The organism is Moorena sp. SIO3I6 (assembly GCF_010672095.1).
This window is the reverse complement of sequence record NZ_JAAHHU010000090.1, coordinates 1-26,603: the sequence shown is the minus strand read 5'-3', so window position 1 is coordinate 26,603 and position 26,603 is coordinate 1. Positions and strand designations below refer to the sequence as shown.

Genomic DNA, 26,603 nt, shown 5'->3' with positions numbered 1-26,603 from the left:
CTAACCAAGTATCTTTAGGAAGTGCTGAAGGGTTTACGTTAGCTAGAGGGGTGGGAGTCGGGAATCGGGAGTAGGGAGTCGGGAGATGGGGAGATGGGGAGATGGGGAGAGGGGGAGATGGGGAGATGGGGAGATGGGGAGATGGGGAGATGGGGAGATGGGGAGATGGGAGTGTGGGAAGCGATGGCCTTTCGGCCACGCTACGCGATCGCATTAAACAATCTCACCAATCCCAGCATTCTTATACCTAATTGAAATAAGGCATTACTTTCAACCTCATAACCTCCTAACCTTCAACCTTGGCCAAAAGGCCACGCTACGCGAACAACCTTCAACCTCCTAACCTTGGCCAAAAGGCCACGCTACGCGAACAACCTTCAACCTTGGCCAAAAGGCCACGCTACGCGAACAACCTTCAACCTCCTAACCTTCAACCTCCTAACCTTCAACCTTCAACACAATAACCTTCAACACAATAACCTTCAACACAATAACCTTCAACCTGCTAACCCCAAAAAAATAGCCGCAGAAATACTATCCACGGCTAGGAAGTTACCTTATGTCATTCAGTTTTTTCACCTATCCAGACGTGATCCTATCTGATTAGACCCGATGGGTTAGCCGGGGGGAAAGCCCCCCAGGAATTTAAGGTTTTACGGGATAATCAAGTACTTGACGGTAATTGTGATGAACTCTCCCGGAATGCCCGTCGGCTGAAGAGGAGTCCAGTCGGAAATTTCCGTGTAACGGAGTACATACAGGGTATGCATCGTATTAAGTATGGCCTTGCGGGACCCCTTTAAAATGTGCTGAACAGGGATTTTTTTTGGAGAAGACTCTTCAGGAGTATTGTCTGAATTAGGCGGTAATTGTGAAGGCATAAGGTGAACCTTTTGCTTAATGTTTACATTTATAATCGTAATGATTATAAATAAAATTGTCAAGGGTTTTGAAAAATTTATTTTGTTGAGGGATAATTTAAATAAAGCGATCGCATCCCATCAGCAATCTGTTTTTTTATGAGTAGTAAATTTTGGGAATTGGGAGTCGGGATAATAAATTTACTGGATATAATAATTATTTTTACTATGAGGGACAAAAAGAACCCACTAAATTCCTAGTGAAAAGGGGTACTTTGAGAAAGAGATTCCCCTAAATCTCCCTTAATAAGGGGTACTTTGAGAAAGAGATCCCCCTAAATCCCCCTTAATAAGGGGGACTTTGAGGTTGATAAGTGTACCTCATACATCCAATAAACGCTATATCATAAGTATGATCAACCCTAGGAAGCGATCGCGTATCGTTTCTGTCAGAGCATCGCTTTTTATTATGAGTAGCATAGGGGATAGTAAATAGTGAAACTATTAAACTTAAGTTGCATTTTTAGTTGTGCTATGCTAAATTAGCAGGAGGTTAAATTATCGATTAACAAATCCTATAGAATAGCGTTTCCATATAGTAATGAACTAAACAGTATTTTCCCCGATTCCCTACACCCTACACCCTACTCCCTACACCCTACACCCTACTCCCTACTCCCTACTCCCTACTCCCTTTGCTATCTATGATTAACTCTCAATCCTTAAAAGCTATTGAAAACGCTAGAATAAATGACCACATTGGTAAGCCCCTTTATGACTCCTATTGTTTCTCCCAGATTCCCCAGATGATCTATCATCTGCTCACCGGTCAAGGAAACATGGGTTTACCTAGGAGTGTATTAGGAGAATTACCGGACCGCTATGATAAGGTTATTCTGATTTTTGTTGATGCTTTCGGGTGGCGTTTTTTTGAGGACTATGTTGAACAATCGGAATTTTTGAAGCGGTTTGTAGTAGAAGGTGTGGCTTCTAAATTGACTACCCAGTTTCCCTCGACAACTGCTGCTCATGTGAGTACTATTCATTCAGGGCTTCCGGTTGGTGAGAGTGGTGTCTTCCATTGGTTTTACTATGAGCCGCTGTTGGATGATATTATTGCTCCCTTGATGTTTTCGTTTGCGGGTGATAAGCAACGGGGAACCTTACACACAACTGGTATTTCTGAGCAAAGCCTTTTCCCTACCCAAACTCTCTATCAAAAATTGCAACAGTATGGTGTGCAATCTTATTGTTTTCAACACTACAATTATGCTTACTCTCCTTTTTCACGAGCGGTGTGTGATGGGGCAACTACTGTTTCCTACAAAACTATTCCTGAAGCATTAGTTAACCTGACTGAAGCAGCGATCGCTGAATCCGATAAGAGCTACTTTTTTCTGTATTTGGATACTATTGATGGGATGGCTCATAAATACGGTCCTGGCTCCCTCCAGTTCCAGGCTGAAGTTAGCACGCTTTTGCTAACCATGGAGCGACTTTTATATCAAACCGTAGCTGGTAAGCTGAAGAATACATTATTACTAATTACGGCGGATCATGGACAAATAGAAGTTTCACCAGAGACTACTATTTATTTGAATCAGCTTAGCCCTTCTATTGAACAGTTTATTAAAAGGAATGCCCAAGGTAAACTGTTGGTGCCAGGGGGGTCATGTCGGGATATGGTGTTGTACATTCAGGACGACCATTTGGATAAAGTCTATGATTTGCTGACGGAGCAGTTGGCAGATCGAGCAACAGTGTACCGCACCACGACATTAATTGAACAAGGGTATTTCGGTATAGGTGAACTCTCCCCATTATTGCTTAATCGGTTAGGTAATTTAGTGATTTTACCCCATAAATATGAAACGGTTTGGTGGTATGAAGAAGACCGTTTTGAACAACACAAGTTGGGCGCTCATGGGGGATTGTCACGGGAAGAGATGGAAACGATTTTGTTAGCGATTGATTTTTGAAGGGTTAAGAAGGTTGAAGGTTGTTCGCGTAGCGTGGCCTTTTGGCCAAGGTTTGGGAAGGTTGAAGGTTGTTCGCGTAGCGTGGCCTTTTGGCCAAGGTTTGGGAAGGTTGAAGGTTGGTTGGTTGTTCGCGTAGCTTGTAGGGTGGGCAAAAACCGTTTGCTTCAAATGAGTATTAATGATTAGATGACTTTGCCCACCCTACTTTAATTGCTATTTTTTTTCCCTACTCCTTTGAAGCTTGTAGGGTGGGCAAAAACCGTTTGCTTCAAATGAGTATTAATGATTAGATGACTTTGCCCACCCTACTTTAATTGCTATTTTTTTCTGATAACTGAACCACTACTCCCTAGGGTCTACTCCTTACGGCATATTCCCTAAGAGATATAGCGTTTTTACTAGTTATGAGTTACGCAAGAGTTTTTTCCTAATTGCTCCAAATAGATAAAAAAAGATCTAAACTACAAAAGAATCTTCTGTACTGTGCTATTGAGTCGTCAAATTATAGATGACTACTTCTGAGCTAGAAACTGCCCTTAATTGCTATCAAGAAGCACTCTCTAACCTAAAAGAGTCTCAATCTCCTCAAGTAAAGGAAGTGCTAGAGATTTTCAATGCCAGGGATGCTGTGCAGGCCGTTTGGAGTCAGTGTAATCACGTATCTACAACTGATCAACAGCGACTGATTGAGTTGGACCGTGAGCTTAAGAGCAAAGCAGGGCAGATTACCAAAGTCATGGACTTAGCTGAATACCGAAACAGTTTTCAGCCTCAAGCCGCTGCGTGGTGGTGGCGATTGGAAACAGAAGCACCACCCCATCTCTGGGACCGCTGGGATTGGTTGTGGAGAGGGCTGACGGTGTTCAGTTGGACAGTGAATCTGAGCTTGTTGGTGGATATTGTGCCCCGATTTCTGAGTGCCGGGACCGGAGTTCCAGGAGTAGCAGTGGTGGCGTTTCCGAGTATTTTAACCCTATTGCAAGCCAGAAGCGAACTGACCCAGGCCGGAAAAGAAGGGTTTGAAAAATTACTCAACAGGCTGCGTATTCCCAAGCCTTACCATCAAGAAGCCAAGTTAGCTTTCACATTATTCGTGTCTGCGATTATAGTCCTATTATCCTCGAACAAGCCAGCTTTTTCCGATTGGTACAATCGCCAGGGAGTCAAGAAATATAATCAGGGGCAATTGGCTGGTGCTGAAGCTGACTATCTTCAGGCTTTGGCTCTCGATCCAGACAATGCCAACGCTCACTATAATTTAGGGTCCCTCTACGAAGACCTGCAAAAGTTCGATAAAGCCAAGAGTCAATATCAATTTGCTGTTAAGGGGAATTTGATTAGAGCCCAGAACAATTTGGCTCGCTTGTGGATATTGGAGAAAAAACCAGAATTGGCTACGCCTCTGCTTTGGAAGAGTTTACAGGAGATGGAAAATCAGCCCTTGAGAATCAGATACAACTTGATGAAAAATTTCGGTTGGGCATTGTTACAACAGCAGCAACTAGACCAAGCAGAGTCCATTCTAACCGGAGCGATCGCTTTAGCCACTACACCAGAGGGATTGGAACAAATCACAACTCGCGCTTCAGCCCACTGTTTGTTGGCTCAGGTCTATGAACAGCAAACGCGCAATGGCGAAGCCCTTGAACAATGGCAAAAGTGTTCTCAGCTAGGTTCAATTGATAATCCCGATCAACCGAAATGGTTAGTTTTAGCTTACAAAGCGTTAAAGAAGGCAGGTAAACTCTAATGCAATGGAAAAAATGGAAACTCTTGATTGGCTTGATCCTGGGGCTGAGCTTGGTAGTGAGCTTAGCTAGACCAGCTCGTCCGATTGGAAATGGTTTAAATCTAGTTGTGGCCCTTCGTCCTCAAGGTCAGGTGAAAATGAAGCGTTCCACTTGGCAGGATTATCAGCCAGCCTTTATTGGTGCGCCATTGGCGGCTAAGGATCACCTCTTACTGGGCAGCAATACCTTTGCTAAAGTCCTGTGCCAGAACTTAATGCCGTGGGAACCGGAGGGTGGCAGAGACTATATCGTATCTGAAGGCTGTCCTCCTACCTCAAAACCAAAGCTATCTCAATCCGACAAGGATACAGTGATTGAAAGAGCAGCCAATAATCCAGACATTCCTTATATTCTTAGACCTCGGGATAGTTCTGTGCTTAATCAGCAACCGCTCTTGGGCTGGCATGAGGTTGAGGGCGCGAGCACTTACCAGGTGAGGGTGATAGGTCCAGGGGTGAAGTGGACTCAGGAAACCAGTGCAACGGAGATAGTTTACTCAGGCAAGCAGTCCCTACAACCAGGTGCTCGTTATTGGCTGATTGTCAAGACTGACCAAGGCAAAAGTTCTAAACAGGAAGGGAGTTTCGGGTTTACCATCCTCGATCAGGAAAAAGCCCAGGAGGTATCAGCAGCAGCAGAGCAAATTAAGCAAAAGCAGTTGAGTAAGCCAGCAGAAGCACTAGCTTTGGCTCATTTGTACCGCAGCAATGACTTAAATCCTGAAGCCATTGACCTGCTGGAAACAGCTTTGGCTGATCAACCTGAGTCGCTTCGGGTTTATCAACTTCTGGGGGAGATTTACCAACAAGTGGGATTAAATCGTCTAGCTAGGGAGGGTTACCGGCAAGCCCTAGAACTGGCCAAGACAGCAGGAGATTTAGACACTCAAGCTCAAGTGCTTGGAGGGCTGGCAGTTACCAGTGGGATTATCGGTCAGAAGAATGAAGCGATCGCGTGGCTAGAGCAAGGGAAAGAGGTTTATCAAACCTTGGGAGATCAAGTCAGGGCAGGTCAACTGGAACAAAAAATGGTTAAGATTTTAGGGGGCTAATCGTTGATGAAGGCAAAAATCTTAATCAAGCCAGGGCTGATCGCCGCTACCCTAGTCGGTGTGATCGGGATCAGAGCAGTTCCCGTGCCACCATGGGGACAGACGGGTATAGCCCAAGCTCAAGAAAGCTCACCATCAACTGAGCTAACCGAATCTGTAATTGAAAGAAAACTAGCAGAAGCGTCTCGACTTACTCAGCAAGGGTGGGAGCTTTACCAACAAGGAAAGTACTCAGAAGCTATCCCCCTAGCAGAAAGAGCATTAGGGATTCGGCAACAAGTCCTAGGAGAGGAACACCCTGATGTGGCTACCAGCCTCAACAACCTGGCGCAACTGTACTCTCGCCAGGGCAGGTACCAAGAGGCCGAACCCCTATACCAGCAATCCTTAGACCTTAGGAAACGCTTGCTAGGAGAGGAACACCCTGATGTGGCTACCAGCCTCAACAACCTGGCTGTCCTGTACTCTCGCCAGGGCAGGTACCAAGAGGCCGAACCCCTCTACCAGCAATCCTTAGACCTTAGGAAACGCTTGCTAGGAGAGCAACACCCTTCTGTGGCCTCCAGCCTCAACAACCTGGCAGAACTGTACTCTAGCCAGGGCAGGTACCAAGAGGCCGAACCCCTCTACCAGCAAGCCTTAGACCTTAACAAACGCTTGCTAGGAGAGCAACACCCTGATGTGGCTACCAGCCTCAACCACCTGGCGGGACTGTACTCTAGCCAGGGCAGGTACCAAGAGGCCGAACCCCTCTACCAGCAAGCCTTAGACCTTAGGAAACGCTTGCTAGGAGAGGAACACCCTTCTGTGGCCTCCAGCCTCAACCACCTGGCGGCACTGTACTCTAGCCAGGGCAGGTACCAAGAGGCCGAACCCCTATACCAGCAAGCCTTAGACCTTAGGAAACGCTTGCTAGGAAAGGAACACCCTTCTGTGGCCACCAGCCTCAACAGCCTGGCAGGACTGTACTTTAGCCAGGGCAGGTACCAAGAGGCTGAACCCCTCTTGCAGCAAGCCTTAGACCTTAGGAAACGCTTGCTAGGAGAGCAACACCCCCATGTGGCCTCCAGCCTCAACAACCTGGCGGGACTGTACTCTCGCCAGGGCAGGTACCAAGAGGCTGAACCCCTCTTGCAGCAATCCTTAGACCTTAGGAAACGCTTGCTAGGAGAGCAACACCCCCATGTGGCCACCAGCCTCAACAGCCTGGCAGGACTGTACTCTCGCCAGGGCAGGTACCAAGAGGCCGAACCCCTATACCAGCAAGCCTTAGACCTTAGGAAACGCTTGCTAGGAGAGCAACACCCCGATGTGGCCACCAGCCTCAACAACCTGGCTTTACTGTACTCTAGCCAGGGCAGGTACCAAGAGGCGGAAACCCTATACCAGCAAGCCTTAGACCTTAGGAAACGCTTGCTAGGAGATGAACACCCCGATGTGGCCACCAGCCTCAACCACCTGGCAGAACTGTACGAGACCCAGGGCAGGTACCAAGAGGCCGAACCCCTATACCAGCAAGCCTTAGACCTTAGGAAACGCTTGCTAGGAGATGAACACCCCGATGTGGCCACCAGCCTCAACAACCTGGCTTTCCTATACTCTAGCCAGGGCAGGTACCAAGAGGCCGAACCCCTATACCAGCAAGCCTTAGACCTTAGGAAACGCTTGCTAGGAGATGAACACCCCCATGTTGCATTAAGCCTCAACAACCTGGCTTTCCTATACTCTAGCCAGGGCAGGTACCAAGAGGCGGAAACCCTCTACCAGCAATCTTATGAGCTTATCAAACGGCGGCTAGGACCAGACCACCCACATGTGGCCATCAGCCTCAACAACCTGGGGGTACTGTATTACATTCAAGGTAAGTTCACCTCTGCCCTTGAGCTGTTGGAGCAAGGATTTGAGGTACAAGAACGGAACCTCCACTCCAATTTGGTTGCTGGTTCTGAGTCTCAAAAGCGAAAGTACCTTGATACTATCTCTAGTAGGACAGACGCAGTCATTTCTCTGCACCTCAACGCAGCTCCCAACAATTCCAGAGCAGCGCGTCTGGCCTTGACTACCGTCCTGCGGCGAAAAGGTCGCGTTCTCGATTTCATCACCAACAGCCAGCAAATCCTGGGTCAACAGTTAGACCCTAAAAGCCAGAGGTTGCTGGATGACCTCAACGCTACCCGCACTCAACTAGCCAATCTGACCTACAATCGACCGGCAAATCTACCTCTTAAATATTATCAAGAGAGGGTTAAGTTTCTCTCTGAACAAGCCAACCAATTAGAGGATCAAATTAGCCGTCGCAGCCCTGACTTTCGCACAGCTAACCAACCTGTGACTATCGAAGCCATTCAAAAGCTGATTCCAGCTAATACGGCCCTAGTGGAATTGGTCAAGTATCGACCTTATAATCCTAAAGCGAAAAAAGATCAACGTTTTGGTCTCCCTCGCTACGCCGCCTACGTGCTTCATTCCCAAGGAGACCCCCAAGGGATTGACTTAGGGGAGGTTGAGTTGATTGAACCAGACCTGGAGCTGTTTCGGCTCTCTCTCCAAGACAAAGACACATCCACCGCTCAGTTGAAGCAAGCCGCACGGCAAGTGGATCAGAAGTTGATGGAGCCTGTGCGCCAACTGTTAGGGTCTACTCGACATATCTTACTTTCCCCGGAGGGAGAGCTCAACTTGATTCCCTTTGAAGCCCTGGTGGATCAGCAGCAGCGGTATCTGGTGGAAAACTATCGCTTTACTTACCTTACCTCTGGCAGGGACTTACTGAGATTATCCCAGGAATCTGCCAGTAAAACTCCTCCGGTGTTGTTGGGCAATCCTGACTTTGACCGTTCTGCTCCTGAATTGATTGCTAATCAAAATCATCGCAACCTCCCCAGTGCCCACCTTACCCGTTCCATTGACCTATCAAAGCTGGACTTTTCACCATTACCAGGCACCGCTGAGGAAGTAAAAGAAATTGCTAACAAGCTGGGAGTAGACCCTTTACTGGGGGCTAAGGCCACAGAGTCAGCGGTCAAACGAGTCAATAGTCCCAGGATACTGCATATTGCTACCCATGGTTTCTTTGAGAATGCTCCCAATCAAGAACTGCCCACACTCTATGACAATCCCATGCTGTTGTCTGGACTAGTGCTAGCAGGGTTTAAGCAGAAGCGAACTGGTGCAGAGAATGGAGTACTTACTGCCTTGGAAGCGGTAGGACTTAACTTGTCTGGCACGGAGTTGGTAGTCTTATCGGCTTGCGATACCGGTTCCGGACGGATTAGTTCAGGAGAGGGCATCTATGGCTTGCGTCGGGCTTTTGTGATTGCTGGTTCACAAACTCAGCTGATCAGTTTGCGCAAGGTAGAGGATAAAGCCACCAAAGAGCTGATGCTGGCTTACTATCAGCGCTTGCTAGACCAGAACATGGGGCGCACCGAGGCTCTGCGGGAGACTCAACTGGACATGTTGAAAGACGAGAGGTATGAGCATCCTTATTATTGGGCGAGTTTCATTGTTTCGGGGAATTGGAGACCGATGGGGGGTGTGGGGAGATAGGGAGATAGGGAGATAGGGAGATGGGGAGATGGGGAGATGGGGAGATAGGGAATAGGGAACAGGGAACAGGGAACAGGGAACAGCTTGTAGGGTGGGCAAAAACCGTTTGGTTCTTTTGAGTATTCTAGATTATATTAGTTTGCCCACCCTACTTTAATTGCTATTTTTTTCACTCCCGACTCCCGACTCCCGATTCCCGACTCCCGACTCCCGACTCCCGTTTTAACATGGAGAATACACAAGACTATCTACAAACCAGTGCAATCATCGATTGGCAACATCCTACAATTCTGGAACTGGCGAGGACAATTGCCCTAGAGCATCAAACAGGCTTTTGCGATCGCCTTTGGCGCGGCTGAGGCCTTTGGCCACGCTGCGCGAACGCCGATCGCAAAAGCCTGTTTTGAATGGGTTCGAGACCACATTCACCATAGCGTTGACTATAAAATGAATCCTGTCACCTGTCGTGCTTCTGATGTACTTAAGCATAAAACCGGTTATTGTTACGCAAAAAGCCATTTGCTAGCTGCCCTATTACGAGCCAATGGAATTCCAGCAGGCTTTTGTTATCAGCGATTAAGCATTAATGACGATGGTGAGCCTTACAGTTTGCATGGTTTAAATGCCGTTTACTTAGCTGAATTCGGTTGGTATCGAATTGATACCAGAGGAAACCGTGAGGGAATTGATGCTCAATTCAATCCCCCAAAGGAGCAATTAGCTTTCAGCATTCGACTTCCTGGAGAAGCTGATTTTCCTAACATTTTTTCTGAACCACTTCCTATAGTTATTGAAGCATTACAGGCTGGCAGTACTTGGGATGAAATGCTTGGTAGTCTGCCAGATGTTTTGTGGGAGGAATGGGAAGAATTAAGAATGAAGAATGAAGAATGAAGAATGAAGAATTTAGAATTTAGAATTTAGAATTTAGAATTTAGAATTTAGAATTTAGAATTTAGCTGCGTAGGGTGTGTTAGGGGCGGAAAGCTTCTGATTTTTAACCTCCTACCAGGGTTGGGATAGTCCGCCCCGTAACGCACCACCTGTAAAGCTAGGGAACAGGGAACAGGGAACAGGCAAGATGCGCGTTCCAGCAATAGGCTTCCCTTAAGCGTGGTAAATATGGTAAGTGTTGTAAGCGTGGTTAGGGTGGGTAGAGAAAAAAAATGAGCGATCACAGAATTATAAACTAAGCGATCGCTACATCCAAAACAAGCAATCTGTCCAGTATTTTACCACTCCGAAAGCTTAAGCTATCCACTATTAGCTATCAGCTAATGCACTAAGCGCACGCCTGAATGCTTACCCGAAACCTGGACAGGCTACGGGATGCTATTGAAGAGCCGGTACTGGAACGCCCTAAAAAACTTTAACAAAACTCGCGAAATTCCCCACCCTCTTCCAGGGTGTTGAAGTTACCGTAAGTAGAGGGTCGCCTTTAAGGTTGGTCGGCTATGGGAAAAAGGGTTAAAACTGTTTGATTAAGGCTCCACTCTACTAAGGTGCGCGTCTCTAGGATGGATAGCGAGACAGAAAATTTCTTTTATCCCTTGACACATTACTGTGAAATACATATAATAGTAAGCATGGTCGATTTTGAAGTTACCGTAAGAATAAAGAAGCCTTAATCACAAAGATTTAACCCTTTTATGCATAGCCGACTAACCATAAAGGCTTCTTTATTCTAAGGTTTCATCTCCAACAAGTTTGAGTGCAATGAAACATAAAGCCGTCAAAGTTAGAATTTATCCCACACAAGAGCAAATTCAAGTGTTAGCTCAGCATTTTGGATGCGCTCGTTGGTGGTGGAACTATGCTTTGAATCAGTGCATAGAAACCTACAAAGAAACTGGCAAGGGGCTAAAACAATCTGCACTCAACTCTATGTTGCCAAAGCTCAAAAAACAAAAAGAGACTGAATGGCTAAAAGATTGTTACTCTCAGGTTTTGCAATCCGTGAGTCTCAATCTTAGTCGTGCATATCAAAATTTCTTTGTTCGCGTCAGCGTGGCCTACGGCCAGGGTAGGGCTGAATATCCTAGGTTCAAATCATATCATCATCGTCAATCAATTCAGTATCCCCAGAACGTAAAACAAGTTGGCAACTACTTGAAGTTCCCTGGAAGATTAGGCATTATCAAAGCAATAATCCATCGACCACTAGATGGAGAAATTAAAACTGTAACCGTTAGCAAGACTCCATCTGGAAAATATTATGCTTCGGTGTTAATGGAATATGAGCCGGATGATTTGCAGCCTTCCAAAAAAGGAAATGTTATCGGAATTGATTTGGGTATTAAGGATTTTGCTATTACCTACGATGGCGAAAAGACTTCCAAGTTTGGGAATCCAAAGCACTTAGCCAAGTCCGAAAAGAAACTGACTAAAAAACAGCGTATCGCTGCCCGAAAGAAAAAAGGCAGCAATGGACGCAAAAAGGCCATAAAGATTGTAGCCAAGGTATACGAACGGATTAGAAATGTCCGCCAAGACTATCTGCATAAACTATCTAGAAAGATAGTTGACAACAACCAAGTGGTGGTAGTCGAGAACCTAAATGTCAAGGGCATGGTGTGCGCTACGCGCACGCTTCGCGAACGTAACCATAAATTAGCTAAAGCAATTTCTGATATGGGTTGGGGAACCTTTGTAAACTTCCTGTCTTATAAGTGCGAAAAAGAAGGAAAGGTATTAGTTGAAATAAACCGATGGTTTCCTAGTTCCAAAACCTGCTCTAATTGTCATTACCGAATCAAGGAGTTGCCACTGGATGTCAGGGCTTGGACTTGTCCAAGTTGTGGAACTCACCACGACAGAGATGGTAATGCGGCAAAGAATATTAGAGCAGAAGGGATCAGAATGCTATCCTCCTCTGGGACGGGGGAGGTCAACGCCAGTGGAGAAGAAGTAAGACCAAGACGTGGACGCCCGTCCAAGTTAAGGCATTCTTCCGTGAAGCTGGAAGCCCCGACTTGGCCTTTGGCCACGCTTCGCGAACAAAGAAGTAAGTCGGGGTAGTTCACGCTAGAAACTGTAGGATTAAAGTCAGTAACTGCGAATGGCACGATGGTTAAAACCACCTCCAAACTCACGTTTGACCAATACCTGGAATATGATGACGGCACAGATAACCGTTATGAGCTGGTTGATGGGGAGTTAGTACAATTGCCACCGGAGAGTGAATCAAATAGTTGGAGGGCGATGTGGCTAATGTATCAATTAGCCCAACACATTAACCCTCGTTTAATCAGGATACACGATTGCGAATTGCAAGTTCCAGGAAATCCTCAAAACCGCTATCCTGATTTGGTAGTGCTTACGGAAGCACATCTTCTCCAAACGGAAAAACGCCTAACTATCACCCTTGATATGGAGCCCCCACAGTTTGTTGCGGAGGTAGTTAGCCCCTACAGAAACCAAAATGATGAAAACTACCAACGTGATTACAGTGATAAAGTAAAACAATACCAACAAAGGGCTATTCCTGAATATTGGATTATTGACTCCCAAGACCAATTAGTAACTGTCCTAGTCTTGAAAGACGGTAGTTATCAAAAACAAGAATTTAGTGGGAATCAGCAGATTGTTTCTCAGACTTTCGGTGATTTGAACTTGACCGCTTTACAGGTAATCAATGGGTAAGCTATCAGCTATCAGCTATCAGCTATCAGCTATCAGTTATTAGCTATCAGCCGTCAGCTATCAGCCGTCAGCTATCAGTTATCAGTTATAAGCTATCAGCTTATGCGCTACGCGCACGCTACGCGAACAGCCATTGGCTGTAGGCCAAGCTACACCGAACAGCTTTTGAATAAAATAAGCTGACCACTGACCACTGACCACTGACCACTGACCGCTGACCGCTGACCGCTGACCGCTGACCGCTTACATGACCTTTTGCATCCTAAACCGTTCAAACCCTACCCCATTGAGGAATACAGTCTCCGGTTCAATAATAGTAAATCCCTGTTTGAGAAAGAAATACTTAGAAATTCTGCTAGCTTCAGTATAGAGACAAGTAACCCCTTGCCTTAACGCTTCATCTTCTAATTGTTGGTAAATCGCTGTAGCATAACCCTGGCGAGAGTAGTCTTTTGCCGTAAACAGTAAATCAATGTGATTAGCGGGATGTAATTGACCAAAAGCCGCTATCTTATTGCCATCAACTGCAACAAGTGTTATTCCCATACTCAGCCGTTTCGTAAACTGGTCGTTATCCTTAGGATAGGATGACCAAATCTCTACTTGTTTACTATTATACGCTTGTGAAGCTATTTCCATGATAGCATTTTTGTAGACATCGACAACAGCTTTGGCATCTGATACTTGGTAGTTACGAATTAACATTTTTTTCTCGGATATCCCGATTCCCGATTCCCGACTCACGATTCCCGATTCCCTTTCAATTTAACTTATAGCGAGCAGTCCACTGTATTTTCCTGAAAAATGGAATATCTTTCAAAACTCTCAGCAAACCAAGTTTATTTTCTGGTTCGTCAAGATAAAACCAATCATCCAGGAATTCAATACCTGGATTCCAACCCTCCAAGTCTTTACTATCTCGAATTCCAAACTTGAACGTAGCATCGTTTCCCAAATGCAAATCCCGTTGTAATTTTCTGTTCATTATTCCTTGCAGGGGCGGCTTTAACCAAAGAGCATTGAAAAATTCAGCAATAAGTTCACAGCCAGGAAACGTTGATTGCAGTTTCAACACTAATGATTTTACCTCGTCTTCTTGAAGGTACATAAGCACCCCTTCTGCCAGAAAGAGTAATGAATCAGGGTTCAACTGTGTTATTGCTTCCATCCATTCATAATTCAAGACCGAAGATGGAATAAAGCGATAGCGGTCAGTTTCTGGCAACAGTTTCCGTTTAACCGCTATCACCTCTGGTAAATCAAGGTCATAGAATATCACCTTACCGTTATCGATCCGGTGGAAACGAGTATCCAAGCCACAACCAATATTAACGACAATTCCGTGATGCGATCGCTCCAGGAAATTTCTGACATAATCATCATAGCGTTTGGCGCGCATAGCAATATGAACCACCAATTTTTTTTCTACCTTGCCCTTAGCCAAGCTTTGATAAAACTTGTTATCTGACTGGGATAATTCAGGGTTTAATTTATCAGTAATTTCAACAGCTAATGGATCATCTAAAATTGTGTCTTTTGACTGACTTTCTAGGGCATGGCAATACAAAGTCAGTAGGGATGTTGCTGCTACATCACTGATTTCAGTGTTGAGTAATTTCGGAATTTCCATATCAGCTATCAGTGGTGCGTTACGGGACGGAATTTCCCAAAACTGGCTACCGAGAAAATCAGGGCGAGCCCGTCCCTAACGCACCCTACGCAACTCGACCAGATCTCGAACGGGCAGGATGCCCATTCTACAGGTGCGATCCGTGGCGAATTTAATTCTTAATGGGTCAAGCGCACCTAAAAACTTTTCCAATCATTCCATTATTCAGCAACGCTGTTTTTTTTCCGATTCCCGATTCCCGATTCCCGATTCCCTATTCCCTACTCCCTACTCCCTACTCCCTATTCCCGACTTCTGAAAGAAGTGTAAGCTGTGTTGAGGGCGTATATACCAATCTACTATGGCAAGCATTAACGATAACTACCTCAAACTCAAAGCTGGCTACCTATTTCCCGAAATTGCGCGACGGGTCAATACTTTCGCAGAAGCCAATCCCGATGCTAAGCTAATCAAGCTGGGGATTGGTGATGTTACCGAACCACTACCAGCCGCCTGCCGCACCGCCATAATCAAAGCCGTTGAAGAAATGGGCGATCGCGCCACCTTCAAAGGTTATGGTCCAGAGCAAGGCTACCCTTGGTTAAGGGAAAAAATTGCTAGCCACGATTTCGAAAGTCGGGGGTGTGAGATTGACCCTGGGGAAATTTTCATCTCCGATGGCTCCAAGTGCGACACTGGCAACATTCTCGACATCTTTGGCAACGATAACAAGATTGCCGTTACTGACCCAGTTTATCCCGTGTATGTAGACACCAACGTCATGGCTGGTCATACCGGGGATGCTGATGATAGCGGTAAGTATGAGGGTTTAGTTTATCTACCGATTACCGCCGAGAACAACTTCACCGCTGAGATTCCCTCCCAGAAGGTTGATTTAATTTACCTGTGCTTCCCCAATAACCCTACCGGAGCAACCGCTAGCAAAGACTACCTCAAAACCTGGGTAGACTATGCCAAAGCTAATGGCTCGGTCATTTTCTTTGATGCAGCCTACGAAGCCTTTATCACTGACCCAGACCTACCCCACTCCATCTACGAGATTGAGGGAGCAAGGGATTGTGCCATTGAATTCCGCTCTTTTTCCAAGAATGCAGGCTTTACCGGCACCCGCTGTGCATTAACAGTAGTACCAAAGACCCTAACAGCCAAAGCATCCGATGGTTCAGATGTAGAACTGTGGCCACTTTGGAACCGCCGCCATTGTACTAAATTTAATGGGGTTTCCTATATTGTACAACGGGGCGCTGAAGCCGTTTATTCTGAAGAAGGCCAAGAGCAAGTTAAAGCACTAGTTAACTTCTATCTGGAAAATGCCAAAATTATTTGCGATCAACTAACAGCCGCTGGATTAACAGTATATGGTGGCGTAAATGCCCCTTACGTTTGGGTCAAAACACCTAATGGTCTATCCAGTTGGGACTTCTTTGATAAATTACTCAACACTGCCAATGTAGTCGGAACCCCTGGTTCTGGATTTGGTGCTGCCGGGGAAGGTTATTTCCGCATTTCCGCATTTAATAGTCGGGAAAATGTAGAAGAAGCGATGCAGCGAATTACCGATAAATTCAAAGTGTAGTTTTAGGGTAGGGTGTAGGGTTACCAGGTGTAGAATTTAGTAATAAATTAAATAAATTTAATCTGCTATATCCTACGCTCTACACCCTATTTAAAATTATAATTCGCCCCAGTTGTCGGTAAATTAAAATCGGCAAATTCCCTACTCCCTACTCCCTACTCCCTACTCCCTACTCCCTACTCCCTATTCCCTTTTTTTAAAATAAGGAGAAAAATTATGTCAATTAAAGTCTACGGTATCCCCAACTGCGGCACTTGCAAAAAAGCATTGAAATGGCTCGAAGATAACAGTATTGAATATGATTTCATCAACACAAAAGAGCATCCACCAACTGCAGAGATGATTAGCAGCTGGGTAGAAGCATTGGGCTCTAAACCAATGCGTAATACCTCTGGTAAATCCTATCGTGAAATAGGTGAAGAAAAAAAGACTTGGACCGATGAACAGTGGGTTGAAGCATTTGCAAAAGATGCGATGCTCCTGAAACGACCCCTATTTGTCAAGGATGGCACAGCGGTATTGGTAGGGTTTAGAGCCAATGAAGAAACGATACGAGAGAAATTGGTAATATAGAATTTTTATAGCAATTATCAATTGCTTGAGGTAATTGTGTTATGGGTTTTAGGGAGTAGGGAGCAGGGAGCAGGGAGCAGGGAAAAGCGGATGACCAGAACAGTACCAACGCCCTATTTGGAAATGCGATTTCAGTTTCGATTTAGCATAAAAAATAAATGCTCAAACTATCAAAGCGATAAAAAGGGATAGCCTACCATAACAGATACTGAAGAACCGTAAATTTTCTTACCCCTACTCCCTACTCCCTACTCCCTACTCCCTACTATAAAATAAACCAAACTATCGAGCCCAAATTTCAATGAGTAAAGAAACAGATATAGTTGTAATTGGCAGTGGGATTGGTGGTTTATGCTGCGCCTCTCTTCTAGCTCGCTACGGTTTTAACGTTACAGTCTGCGAGAGCCACTCAATCCCTGGTGGTGCTGCTCACGCTTTTGAGCGCAATGGATTCAAGTTTGACTCCGGTCCCTCTCTTTACTCAGGTTTGTCTTATAGCCCTTCTTCCAATCCTCTGCGACAACTGCTAGATGCCATTGGTGAGGATTTATCATGGGAAACCTACAATACATGGGGTTGCCGTTTGCCTGAAGGGGACTTTGACACCTCCGTTGGTGCGGATCAGTTTTGTGAGGTTCTAGCCAGGCTTCGTGGTAATGATGCTGTCACCGAATGGCGTGAGCTTCAGCGGGTGATGGAACCCCTAGCTAAGGCTGCGATCGCAATTCCCCTCGCTGCCATCCGTTTTGATCTTGGCGCAGTAGTCACCCTCAGCCGATTTGCCCCCTCTTTCCTACGATATGCTGGGGATTCTATCAAGCTCAGAGGACCCTTTAGCCAGATTATGGACGGTGTTCTCAAAGACAACTTTAGCCGTAATTGGCTCGATTTGCTTTGTTTTCTATTATCTGGACTACCAGCGGATGGAACCATTGCGGCAGAGATGGCCTTTATGTTTGCGGAATGGTATCGACCAGGGGTAGTGCTAGACTATCCCATTGGTGGTAGTGGTGCCTTAGTTGATGCCCTAGTGCGGGGATTAGAAAAACATGGCGGTCAGTTGATAGTTAATGCTCATGTTGAGGAAGTGATAGTCGAGCACAACCGTGCCGTAGGTGTGCGTCTGCGGGGCAGCAAAGAAATCCGAGCCCGTAAAGCAGTAGTGTCTAATATCTCAGTATGGGATACCCTCAAACTACTGCCAGATTCAGCAATACCAAAATCCTATCGAGCCAAGAGAAACGCCACTCCTGAGTGTGACAGCTTCATGCATCTGCACTTAGGCATTGATGCTGAAGGACTAGAAAAAGACCTAGCCTGCCACTACATTATCGTTAATGACTGGGAAAAGGGTGTTACCGCTCCCCAGAATATAGTAGTGCTATCGATTCCATCCCTTCTAGACCCATCCCTAGCACCACCAGGAAAACACGTGATTCACGTTTATACTCCAGGTAACGAACCCTATGAACTCTGGCAGGGGATGAGTCGTAGCAGTGAAGCCTATGCACAACAAAAGCAGGTGCGTGCAGAAATCATGTGGAAAGGATTGGAGCGGATCATTCCAGACATTCGTTCCCGTTGTGAAGTCACTCTAGTCGGTACACCGCTCACCCACGAACGCTTTCTGCGCCGCCACCGAGGTTCCTACGGTCCAGCAATTCGAGCAGGAGTTGGCATCTTTCCTGGTCCTGGCACACCCCTACCTGGACTAATGTGCTGTGGAGACTCAACCTTTCCCGGTATTGGTTTACCAGCAGTTGCCGCCAGCGGGATGATTACTGCCAATACCCTTGTACCGGTTTCAAAGCATTTGGAAATGCTGAAAACGATTGGGTTATAGCAAGGGAAGTATAGTTTAGGACATAGTATTTGAGTTTAAAGGGAACAGGGAGCAGGGAGCAGGGAGCAGGGGGAAGAGTGTGGGGAGAGGGGGTAGTGTGGGGAGAGGGAGGAGAGGGAAGAATTAGTTTGAGATTAATTTAGTATCTTTAAATACTTTTTTTCTCATTGTCTTGATGTATTTTATCATCTGAGTCAGGATCTCCCCATCTCCCCATCTCCCCATCTCCCCATCTCCCCATCTCCCCATTTCCCCACACCTACCTCCCTACTCCCTACTCCCTACTCCCTACTCCCTGTTCACGGATCACCAACTAGCAGGAAAGCAGCCCAAAAGTAGGGATGGCTAAAGCTTTGATTTCCAAATTCTGACAATTGTGAAGATAACGCAATTCTCTTACCAGAGATATATAAGTGATCATTCTCAATCCGGACATTGCCTCGAATCATTGCTAACTGTGCCTGTCGCAAGGCTTCAGTTTTACTGGGTGTCTTTTTCAACTGACGGTAAAACTCAGTAGTCAGCCCCATAGCCCCTTGGTCACTGACAGACCAAAGGGTTGCTAAAGTGGAGTCAACCCCTGCCTGAAACGCTGATCCAGCAAAACCTAGCTCTGCTTCCCGATTGCCTAAAGCAGTTTGGCAAGCGCTGAGTACCAACAACTCTACCGATGGCTCAGAAAATAGATTTTCCAGTTCATCGAGCCCCAGTTTTTTGTCCCACATTTGAATATAAGAATTTTCAGGAGCTCCCTGATTAAACTGAGCATGGGTAGCTAAGTGAATGATGCCAAATTTCCGTTTTTTTCGTTGAGCCTTTAAATTTTCCAGAGTGAAGCTTTCGTTGAGAAAATAGTTACCTTTCCACAGTTTGTTGATAATTGTTTGTAACTCGACTTTTACCCAAGGCAAATCCTCTTTATCAGAAAATTGGGAGGCTCCCATCGCCAGCAGTCGGAAGGATTGAACATTGGTAAACCGAGAATAGGTCAAACTAAGACTAGGCACCAGGCTGACACTATAATTTTCCACTAGATAGTTCTTTTGATCGTGCAGAGCAGCCAGGGGTAGGGAGCGCAAACCCTGATCCATGGCAAATATCAGGCTGTCGATCTTATTAGCTTTTAACTCAGACTCCAACGGTGCGATCAGCCATTGGTAAAGTTGCTGAGCTGGTTTGAGATGCTCCTTATCATCAAAGCTTCGGGGATTTATCAGTGTTCGATGAAAAGTCCTGATCTTAGCTAGGACCTCAGCACGATTTGCGTTATAGACTCGCCGCAGAACTGGATTACCCTCTGCTGTGATCAGCAACAGTTCTAGCTGGTCATCGGTTTTTTGTAAGCATTTTTCCGGTTCTGAAGATAGATCAGAGGCTTGGTAACCAAATCGTCGGTCAATTTCGGCTGCTGGGATTGCTGGAGTTTGGCATCGCGTTCCTGGTAATGTCAGGGAGTTTTTGACAAAACTGACATAAATAACCCCACTCTTGAGACCCGTCTCCCGCTCAAGCTCACGAATGCGATCGCGCACATCATTCTGAGTATAAATTTTGGTCTTGAGCTGTCGCAGAAAGTATGCCTGATATTCTTCTGTGAAGGCTTTTTCTATGCCATAGACTAGGTCACTTTTAACAGTCGCCTCCAGTGTAATTGGTTGCTCTACCAATGGTGGAACCTCTGGCGGTGTTATTGATGAGTTATCCGGTGTGGGGATTTTTGAGTCTACCTGTTGTGAAACTTTTAGATCATCCGGTAGTAAAACCGTTACATCATCTGGTGGTGTATCTGTACCGGTGTCACCATCGGTTGGTGTATCGATACCGGTGTCACCATCGGTTGGTGTATCGATACCGCTGCCACCATCGGTTGGTGTATCGATACCGCTGCCACCATCGGTTGGTATATCGATACCGCTGCCACCATCGGTTGGTATATCGATACCGCTGCCACCATCGGTTGGTATATCGATACCGCTGCCACCATCGGTTGGTGTATCGATACCGCTGCCACCATCGGTTGGTGTATCGATACCGCTGCCACCATCGGTTGGTGTATCGATACCGCTGCCACCATCGGTTGGTGTATCGATACCGCTGCCACCATCGGTTGGTGTATCTGTACCGGTGTCACCATCATCCGGTGGTGTACCGGTGCCACCATCCGTTGGGTCTCCCGGATTAAAAGTAATCTCTCCTGGTGTACCTCTGATAGCATCTAACCGTGAGTTAGATTCTATTTGTTCTCGTATTGCTTGTCTATCAGCTTCGCTAGTAATGTCAGGAGCGAAGACTATGATATCACCAGCATTTCCACCCCTCTGAGCTTGTGTGTTGATCTCAATATTATCAAAGTTAACATTGTTTGAATCTGGAACCTTAAAGGTTATATTACCAGAATCTCCACCGTTTGATGCCTCGGTAATAATTGTGAGAGTCTCACCATTTACCTGAATGCTTCCCTGTGCAGTTTCCAAGGTTACATCACCAGAATTACTACCCCCTGTTTCTGTCGTCCTAATCGTGGTAATAATCAAACCATCATTATTACGGAATATAATGTCGTCTTGAGCTGATAAGATTACAGGTCCAGCATCACCCTGATCAGAACTCGTATCGATATTACCAATAGTGATACTCCCTTCCGATGAATTCTGTTCGAGATTAGAAAATTCTGTGCCCTCTACCGTGACTGATTGATTAGGATCAAAATTAACTGGATTACTCAATTGATCCTCACTCAAACCTGCTCGCAAAATCAGAGAGCGGCTTTGGGTCAAATTATCAAAATCTGGATCGGAAGTGGGAATCGAGCCAGTGGTATCTGGCTGTGTGATCTTTATATTTCCCCCCTGAATACTTCCGGTAGATTCTACTTTCAGAGAAGCTCCTGTATAATCCCCAAAGATGACATCGCCTCTAGAGATAATAATCGGGTCATATAAGCTCAGAAAATTACCTGGTTTACTAGATAAATTCAGAATCGAGAAACTACCATCACTGGCAAAGTGAGCATCTCCGGAAATAATCCCATCACTAACTAAACTGAGATTACCGCCACTCTGAAAAGGTGTCTTGGGATGATTCAGTGCCAGAATATCAATACCTAAATCCCCCTGAATGTAGAGGTCTCCTCCCGCTATAGCATTGAAGGGATTCTCAACAGTATCCCTTACCACCACTTCATTCTGAGCCAGTAGGTTTAAGTCTCCCGTAGTAGACAGCTGGCTTTCTACTAGAGTCAGGTTATTTTTGGCCGATAGGGTTGCAGTCTGTGCCGTTACTTGCTTTGCCGCTACATCTCCAGAGGCCAAAGTGATGCCTGAATCCTGCAACGTTACAGTACCATCACCATTATCCTTGAATTCTGTGGCATGACCTACATCAGCGCCAGTTAAAAGTTCAGGAAATTGCACAGGCGTCAAGGATTGTTGGTCAGTTAGTAGGGGCTGAATTTCCAAATTGAGCAAGTGCCCCTCTTGGCTAATTTTCACTAAACTTTCCCCTGGTACAGCAGCTACCGTAATTTTTCCATCTTGTGCTACCAGTTCTCCAGTACTGATCACAGTGCCACCGAGTAAGGTTAGGTTATTTCCTGGTGTCACCTCTAGCTGGCCCTGATTGATAATGGCTCCTGGTGTACCTAATGTCTCGAACCTAAAGACACTAGGTGTTCCAATTAAAGAAAAGTAGTCGTTGTTACCAAAGGCACTAAACCAATTATTATCACCAAAGCCAATACCTGTAGCGGTGGTAGCGGTGAATGCTCCTGGGATGTTCAGCTGGGCATCGGCACCAAAAATTATCCCCGCTGGGTTCATTAAAAACAGGTTGGGGTTGCCCCCTGTGACTTGGATGAGACCGTTAATCACTGAAGCGTTGCCACCTGTAACCCGATTGAGAATGTTTTTTATACCGGGTTGAGACAAAAAATTAACAATTTGGTCTTGGTCTAAACCAAACTCCTGAAAGCTGTGAAATAGATTAGAGCCATCACCTGATCGAGTACCTCCGTCAATATCAAAGCGATTACCATCTTGGATAACTTCCGTGTCAGTGGTGTGATCGGCTTGAATCGGCTGTGCTATTGTCGGTATAACCCAAAGAGGTCCTGCCAACACATAGAGAACGCTCAGGGATTGACTAATTCTACTCACAGCTAATTTCATCTGGCTTATTCGTAAAATCTTTCTGATACGGTTATCTTAATCGGTTTTAATTTTAAATTTAAATTGCTGAATACTTAACAAGGTTCATCGAATCTTTTTTTATATAGTTAAATTTATTATTATCTTGATAAATGGAATTTCATGATCGTTAATAACTTCACATAAAAATGCTCATCTTTATAAAAAAAATAAATAAAAATAACTCCTATAGCTAGTGGTAATACAACCATCCTAGTTTAACCGTAAACAAAATAATGTAAAATCTGGATTAATTATTATAAAATTACCAAAAATTATCGTTTTAAAAACTCATATATTTCAGTCTAGTAAGGTACGCAATGTTTTTGCCTGTTGCTTCTTGCTTCTTGCCTGTTGCTTATTGTCTCTTCTATGTTCCCTGTTCCCTCCTCTATAATTACCCATGACCCATTACCTATGACCACTAAAAGAGATATGATCATAAGTTAACCGAATTTGATCTCAGATGTTCCAGAGTGAAACCATTGCTGCGATCGCAACAGCAGTTGTCCCCCAACAAGGCAGTATCGGTATTGTGCGACTGTCAGGAAGAGATGCGATCGCAATTGCCCGTACTTTATTCCAGGCACCGGGGCGTCAGGCTTGGGAGAGTCACCGGATTCTCTACGGCTATGTGCGTCATCCCAAAACCCAACAGCTAGTGGATGAGGCATTGCTGCTGATTATGCAAGCTCCCCGTTCCTACACTCGTGAAGATGTGGTAGAGTTCCATTGCCACGGTGGGATCATGCCCGTCCAAAAAGTGTTGCAATTGTGCCTCGAACAAGGAGCGAGATTAGCACAGCCAGGAGAATTTACCCTACGGGCATTTTTAAATGGGCGCTTGGATTTGACTCAGGCAGAAAGTGTTGCGGACTTAGTGGGGTCTCGCTCCCCAGCAGCCGTTCAAGCCGCCCTAGCTGGGTTGCAGGGCAAGCTCGCCACACCCATTCGGGAAGCCAGAGCTACTTGCCTGGATATTTTGGCAGAAATTGAGGCTCGAATTGATTTTGAGGAGGATTTACCGCCCCTTGATCAAGGCGCAATTGTAGCTCAACTTAACAATATCTTAACAGAAGTATCCCGACTATTAGCCACAGCGGATCAGGGTGAACTATTGCGCACGGGTTTAAAAGTGGTGATCCTTGGGCGACCCAATGTCGGAAAATCGAGTTTATTGAATGCCTGGAGTCGATGCGATCGCGCTATTGTCACTGACCTTCCTGGTACCACTCGGGATGTGGTGGAATCTCAGTTAGTGGTAGGGGGAATCCCGGTACAGGTACTCGATACAGCAGGAATTCGCGAAACCGCTGACCAAGTGGAGAAGATTGGAGTAGAGCGATCGCGTAGTGCAGCCATGGCGGCTGACTTGGTATTACTGGTGATTGAAGCAACCACTGGCTGGAGTGCAGGAGACCAGGAAATTTACCAACAGGTGCAAGAACGTCCGGTAATTCTAGTGATTAACAAAACTGACCTAGCCAGTGAATCTACTGAATCTACCCTATGCTATCCTAATACTATAGAGCAGGTAGTGAAGACAGCTGCTGCCTACAATCAAGGGATTGATGCTCTGGAGAAAGCAATTCTTGAGGCAGTAAATCGTGGTAACCTGCAAGCCGCTGATTTAGATTTAGCCATTAACCAACGACAAGCTGCTGCGTTGACTAGGGCGAAAATGTCTCTTGAGCAAGTGCAAGAAACTATTGCGAAAGAGTTACCCTTAGATTTTTGGACCATAGATTTGCGTGGAGCAATTCAAGCCTTGGGAGAAATTACAGGAGAGGAAGTAACCGAATCAGTGCTTGACCGCATTTTCAGCCGTTTCTGTATTGGGAAGTAATATTAAGTTAGGTTGAATACCCATAATTATAGGAAGTGTGGGGAGATGGGAACCCACCCCTAACCCCGACCAGGAGGGGAATATGGGGAGATGGGAACCCACCCCTAACCCCGACCAGGAGGGGAATATGGGGAGATGGGGGAGGTTTTTATTAAGGGTAATTATCCTGACATGATATAAGATCCGTTTGTTTGATTACTTATCTTATTTCTGGGCTAGGAAAGGATACAGGTGAATAATGGGTAATCAGCAAAAGGCAATTATCCATTATTCACTATTTTTTACCTCTTCCCTCTTACCAGCTCGGAAGCTCCCAGCTCGGAAGCTCCCTAAAAACCTCACCCAAATAAGAATTGCTCTACAACTTAGAGACTGTTTATAAAGTAAATCTTAAGAAATATCGAGTACTGAATATGCGTGGTTTAAGGCGGACAGCTCTCGCTACAGGTGAGCTTTTCAAGTACTCGCCGCCTATCTCACCCTACACAATAATTTAAGCTTTATTTAACTTTAACCAACTTTAACCTTTATTTAACAAAAAGTATCTTAGAGACTGAATTTACAAACTTTTGTTAAATGCTAAAAGCTTAACTGTGACTATAGCCCCCCTTAATAATCTGTTACACACTTAACTGGCTAGCTGGCGTAGATAGTAGATTGGGACAGGGTTTTAAGGTTTTTTTATAATTTTAAAATAGGCAATTTAAGCGATGCAGCAAGGGAACAGGCGGTTTCCCTAATGAGCGACGGCATCAATAAAATGCACAGCAGCTTAAGAGGGAAACTTGGAACAGATGAAAGTCCCCCGTGACATAAATGGCAAAACCTCTGGTTGAGAAACACCCTTATATATCACGAATCCATTGTAATTACTTATTAAGTATTTTTTTGAAAATTTTATTATGTGTATTTTTTTTAAAAAATGTAAACAAGTAACCAGTATTGAATTTATTTCGCCTATAGTGAATTTTTGTCAGCCTTATAAAAAAAAGGAGTTTGGATGTTAACTTATCAGGCAAGTAACTTGCCCAAATTTGATAAATCAATTACTGATTATCAGAACTTTCTGGAGCAAAACCACTTTATTTATGTGGAAACTGAAGATCCCAATTTTGACTGGATCGAATTTTCAAAATTGGTCACAGGTGGTGAGTTAATCCTGCAATATGGGAAACCAATATTCTATGTCAGATATGAACCAGAATTGATCAAATTTTCCGATGCCAGAGGTGAAAGGCGTTTGCTTCCTCATACGGAAGCCAGCGATTATCAAACCCCACCGAACTATCTAGTGCTTTGGTGCAAAAAGCCTTCTGATTGTGGTGGTGGGATGACCACGTTGGCTTATGTGGAAGGATTCCTGAAGACTCTTACGGAAGAAGAAAAGAAAAAACTCATGGAGACTCGACACCATTTTGGTGCCACGAGGGGAGTCCACGCCAACCGCACCAAGGGAGCAATTCATCCGATCCTGTCATTTGAGGGTAAGAAGCCTGTTTTCCGCTTTTCTTGTAACTATATTAAATACGGTGACTACAGCCCCGATCCAGAAAACCTAAAGCCCTTTACTCCCGAGCCGTTTTTGGGAGAAATTGCCGACCGATTTCTAGCGTATTACGAGGAAAATCACATGGCTATTCGGATGAAGCAATACTCATTGTTGCTTTGGGACAACAAATGTATAGCACATGCAAGAACCACCTATAGCGATCCCACTCGAGAACTACAACGCATCTTCTTACGGTAACTGTCAACTTAAGAGTTAAGTGTTAGCTGACTCATGTAGCTGACTCATGTAGCTGGCTAATGACATCCTGGTGATTCCTACACGCTTGATTTGGTGAGTTGTTGAAAGGATAAATGGGTGAGGGGGTAAGTAGGAATCGCCACAAGTTAAAAGGTATAGCGCTACGGGCAAGGCCAGAGGAATCCCCCCTAACCCCCCTTAAGAAGGCAGGGCTGTTTCAAACTTTAGTAAGTTAACGATTATTGGAGATAGGGGGATAGGGGGATAGGGGGATAGGGAAATAAACTAAAATTTACCGAAAAATGCCCAAATTTAGTCATTAAAATCTTACGA

The 26,603-nt window shown here is 45.3% G+C and carries 22 protein-coding genes; 17 read left to right on the top strand and 5 right to left on the bottom strand.

What is annotated here, in order from left to right; translation table 11 throughout:
- The first annotated feature begins 117 nt into the window (after positions 1-117).
- From F6K49_RS23005 to F6K49_RS22990, 3 genes are all read left to right on the top strand, one after another.
- On the top strand, positions 118-255 hold the full coding sequence (locus tag F6K49_RS23005) for a hypothetical protein (RefSeq protein WP_293100415.1): 138 nt from the start codon (positions 118-120) through the stop codon (positions 253-255).
- 44 nt (positions 256-299) lie between these two features.
- Positions 300-464, top strand: a complete 165-nt coding sequence (locus tag F6K49_RS23000; RefSeq protein WP_293039855.1) for a hypothetical protein — start codon at positions 300-302, stop codon at positions 462-464.
- Between the two features lie 1,100 nt (positions 465-1,564).
- On the top strand, positions 1,565-2,839 hold the full coding sequence (locus F6K49_RS22990) for an alkaline phosphatase family protein (RefSeq protein WP_293100412.1): 1,275 nt from the start codon (positions 1,565-1,567) through the stop codon (positions 2,837-2,839).
- Here F6K49_RS22990 and F6K49_RS22985 read toward each other — a convergent pair.
- On the bottom strand, positions 2,822-3,007 hold the full coding sequence (locus F6K49_RS22985; protein ID WP_293100409.1) for a hypothetical protein: 186 nt from the start codon (positions 3,005-3,007) through the stop codon (positions 2,822-2,824). The genes F6K49_RS22990 and F6K49_RS22985 overlap by 18 nt on opposite strands.
- 340 nt (positions 3,008-3,347) lie before the next feature.
- Here F6K49_RS22985 and F6K49_RS22980 point away from each other — a divergent pair, with 340 nt between their 5' ends.
- From F6K49_RS22980 to F6K49_RS22960, 5 genes are all read left to right on the top strand, one after another.
- Positions 3,348-4,589, top strand: coding sequence for a tetratricopeptide repeat protein (locus F6K49_RS22980; RefSeq protein WP_293100406.1), 1,242 nt, complete (start codon positions 3,348-3,350; stop codon positions 4,587-4,589).
- Positions 4,589-5,680 carry a hypothetical protein gene (locus F6K49_RS22975; protein ID WP_293100402.1) on the top strand — a complete coding sequence of 364 codons (1,092 nt, stop codon included), beginning with the start codon at positions 4,589-4,591 and terminating at the stop codon, positions 5,678-5,680. The genes F6K49_RS22980 and F6K49_RS22975 overlap by 1 nt, the downstream gene beginning before the upstream one ends.
- A gap of 6 nt (positions 5,681-5,686) precedes the next feature.
- Complete coding sequence (locus tag F6K49_RS22970) at positions 5,687-9,229, top strand: CHAT domain-containing protein (RefSeq protein ID WP_293100399.1); 3,543 nt, start codon at positions 5,687-5,689, stop codon at positions 9,227-9,229.
- Positions 9,230-9,500: 271 nt separating this feature from the next.
- The gene (locus F6K49_RS22965; RefSeq protein ID WP_293100396.1) at positions 9,501-9,680 is read left to right on the top strand and encodes a hypothetical protein; all 180 of its coding nucleotides are present in this window, start codon (positions 9,501-9,503) and stop codon (positions 9,678-9,680) included.
- Positions 9,617-10,123: a transglutaminase family protein gene (locus F6K49_RS22960; RefSeq protein ID WP_366514216.1), complete on the top strand. Its 507-nt coding sequence runs from the start codon at positions 9,617-9,619 to the stop codon at positions 10,121-10,123. The genes F6K49_RS22965 and F6K49_RS22960 overlap by 64 nt, the downstream gene beginning before the upstream one ends.
- Positions 10,124-10,170: 47 nt before the next feature.
- Here F6K49_RS22960 and F6K49_RS22955 read toward each other — a convergent pair whose 3' ends face one another.
- Positions 10,171-10,407, bottom strand: a complete 237-nt coding sequence (locus F6K49_RS22955; protein WP_293100393.1) for a hypothetical protein — start codon at positions 10,405-10,407, stop codon at positions 10,171-10,173.
- A gap of 538 nt (positions 10,408-10,945) precedes the next feature.
- On the opposite strand from F6K49_RS22955, the gene F6K49_RS22950 reads away from it, so the two are divergent.
- Both F6K49_RS22950 and F6K49_RS22945 read left to right on the top strand, forming a co-directional pair.
- Positions 10,946-12,247: an RNA-guided endonuclease TnpB family protein gene (locus F6K49_RS22950; RefSeq protein ID WP_293100390.1), complete on the top strand. Its 1,302-nt coding sequence runs from the start codon at positions 10,946-10,948 to the stop codon at positions 12,245-12,247.
- A gap of 48 nt (positions 12,248-12,295) precedes the next feature.
- Complete coding sequence (locus F6K49_RS22945; RefSeq protein WP_293024276.1) at positions 12,296-12,871, top strand: Uma2 family endonuclease; 576 nt, start codon at positions 12,296-12,298, stop codon at positions 12,869-12,871.
- Positions 12,872-13,114: 243 nt separating this feature from the next.
- Here F6K49_RS22945 and F6K49_RS22940 read toward each other — a convergent pair whose 3' ends face one another.
- On the bottom strand, positions 13,115-13,615 hold the full coding sequence (locus F6K49_RS22940; protein WP_293100387.1) for a GNAT family N-acetyltransferase: 501 nt from the start codon (positions 13,613-13,615) through the stop codon (positions 13,115-13,117).
- A 16-nt stretch (positions 13,616-13,631) separates the two neighbouring features.
- Positions 13,632-14,501, bottom strand: coding sequence for a class I SAM-dependent methyltransferase (locus tag F6K49_RS22935; protein ID WP_293100384.1), 870 nt, complete (start codon positions 14,499-14,501; stop codon positions 13,632-13,634).
- A 118-nt stretch (positions 14,502-14,619) separates the two neighbouring features.
- On the opposite strand from F6K49_RS22935, the gene F6K49_RS22930 reads away from it, so the two are divergent.
- The 4 genes from F6K49_RS22930 to F6K49_RS22915 all read left to right on the top strand — a co-directional run bounded on the left by F6K49_RS22930 (position 14,620) and on the right by F6K49_RS22915 (position 18,493).
- On the top strand, positions 14,620-14,799 hold the full coding sequence (locus F6K49_RS22930) for a hypothetical protein (RefSeq protein WP_293024271.1): 180 nt from the start codon (positions 14,620-14,622) through the stop codon (positions 14,797-14,799).
- Between the two features lie 42 nt (positions 14,800-14,841).
- Positions 14,842-16,077 (top strand): LL-diaminopimelate aminotransferase, encoded by a 1,236-nt coding sequence (locus F6K49_RS22925; protein WP_293100381.1) that lies wholly within the window; start codon positions 14,842-14,844, stop codon positions 16,075-16,077.
- Between the two features lie 216 nt (positions 16,078-16,293).
- The gene (locus F6K49_RS22920) at positions 16,294-16,650 is read left to right on the top strand and encodes a Spx/MgsR family RNA polymerase-binding regulatory protein (protein WP_293024265.1); all 357 of its coding nucleotides are present in this window, start codon (positions 16,294-16,296) and stop codon (positions 16,648-16,650) included.
- 301 nt (positions 16,651-16,951) lie between these two features.
- Entirely contained in the window at positions 16,952-18,493 is a 1,542-nt protein-coding gene (locus F6K49_RS22915; RefSeq protein WP_293100378.1) for an NAD(P)/FAD-dependent oxidoreductase, read from the top strand.
- A gap of 299 nt (positions 18,494-18,792) precedes the next feature.
- Here the strand turns inward: F6K49_RS22915 and F6K49_RS22910 are convergent, their stop codons facing one another.
- Complete coding sequence (locus F6K49_RS22910) at positions 18,793-22,647, bottom strand: CHAT domain-containing protein (RefSeq protein ID WP_293024259.1); 3,855 nt, start codon at positions 22,645-22,647, stop codon at positions 18,793-18,795.
- Between the two features lie 496 nt (positions 22,648-23,143).
- On the opposite strand from F6K49_RS22910, the gene mnmE reads away from it, so the two are divergent.
- From mnmE to F6K49_RS22895, 3 genes are all read left to right on the top strand, one after another.
- Positions 23,144-24,523: a tRNA uridine-5-carboxymethylaminomethyl(34) synthesis GTPase MnmE gene (mnmE, locus tag F6K49_RS22905; protein WP_293024256.1), complete on the top strand. Its 1,380-nt coding sequence runs from the start codon at positions 23,144-23,146 to the stop codon at positions 24,521-24,523.
- A gap of 37 nt (positions 24,524-24,560) precedes the next feature.
- Complete coding sequence (locus F6K49_RS22900) at positions 24,561-24,698, top strand: hypothetical protein (protein ID WP_293024253.1); 138 nt, start codon at positions 24,561-24,563, stop codon at positions 24,696-24,698.
- Positions 24,699-25,523: 825 nt separating this feature from the next.
- A complete protein-coding gene (locus F6K49_RS22895) occupies positions 25,524-26,270 on the top strand; it encodes a TauD/TfdA family dioxygenase (protein WP_075898020.1) in 747 nt (248 codons plus the stop codon).
- The last annotated feature ends 333 nt before the right edge of the window (positions 26,271-26,603 follow it).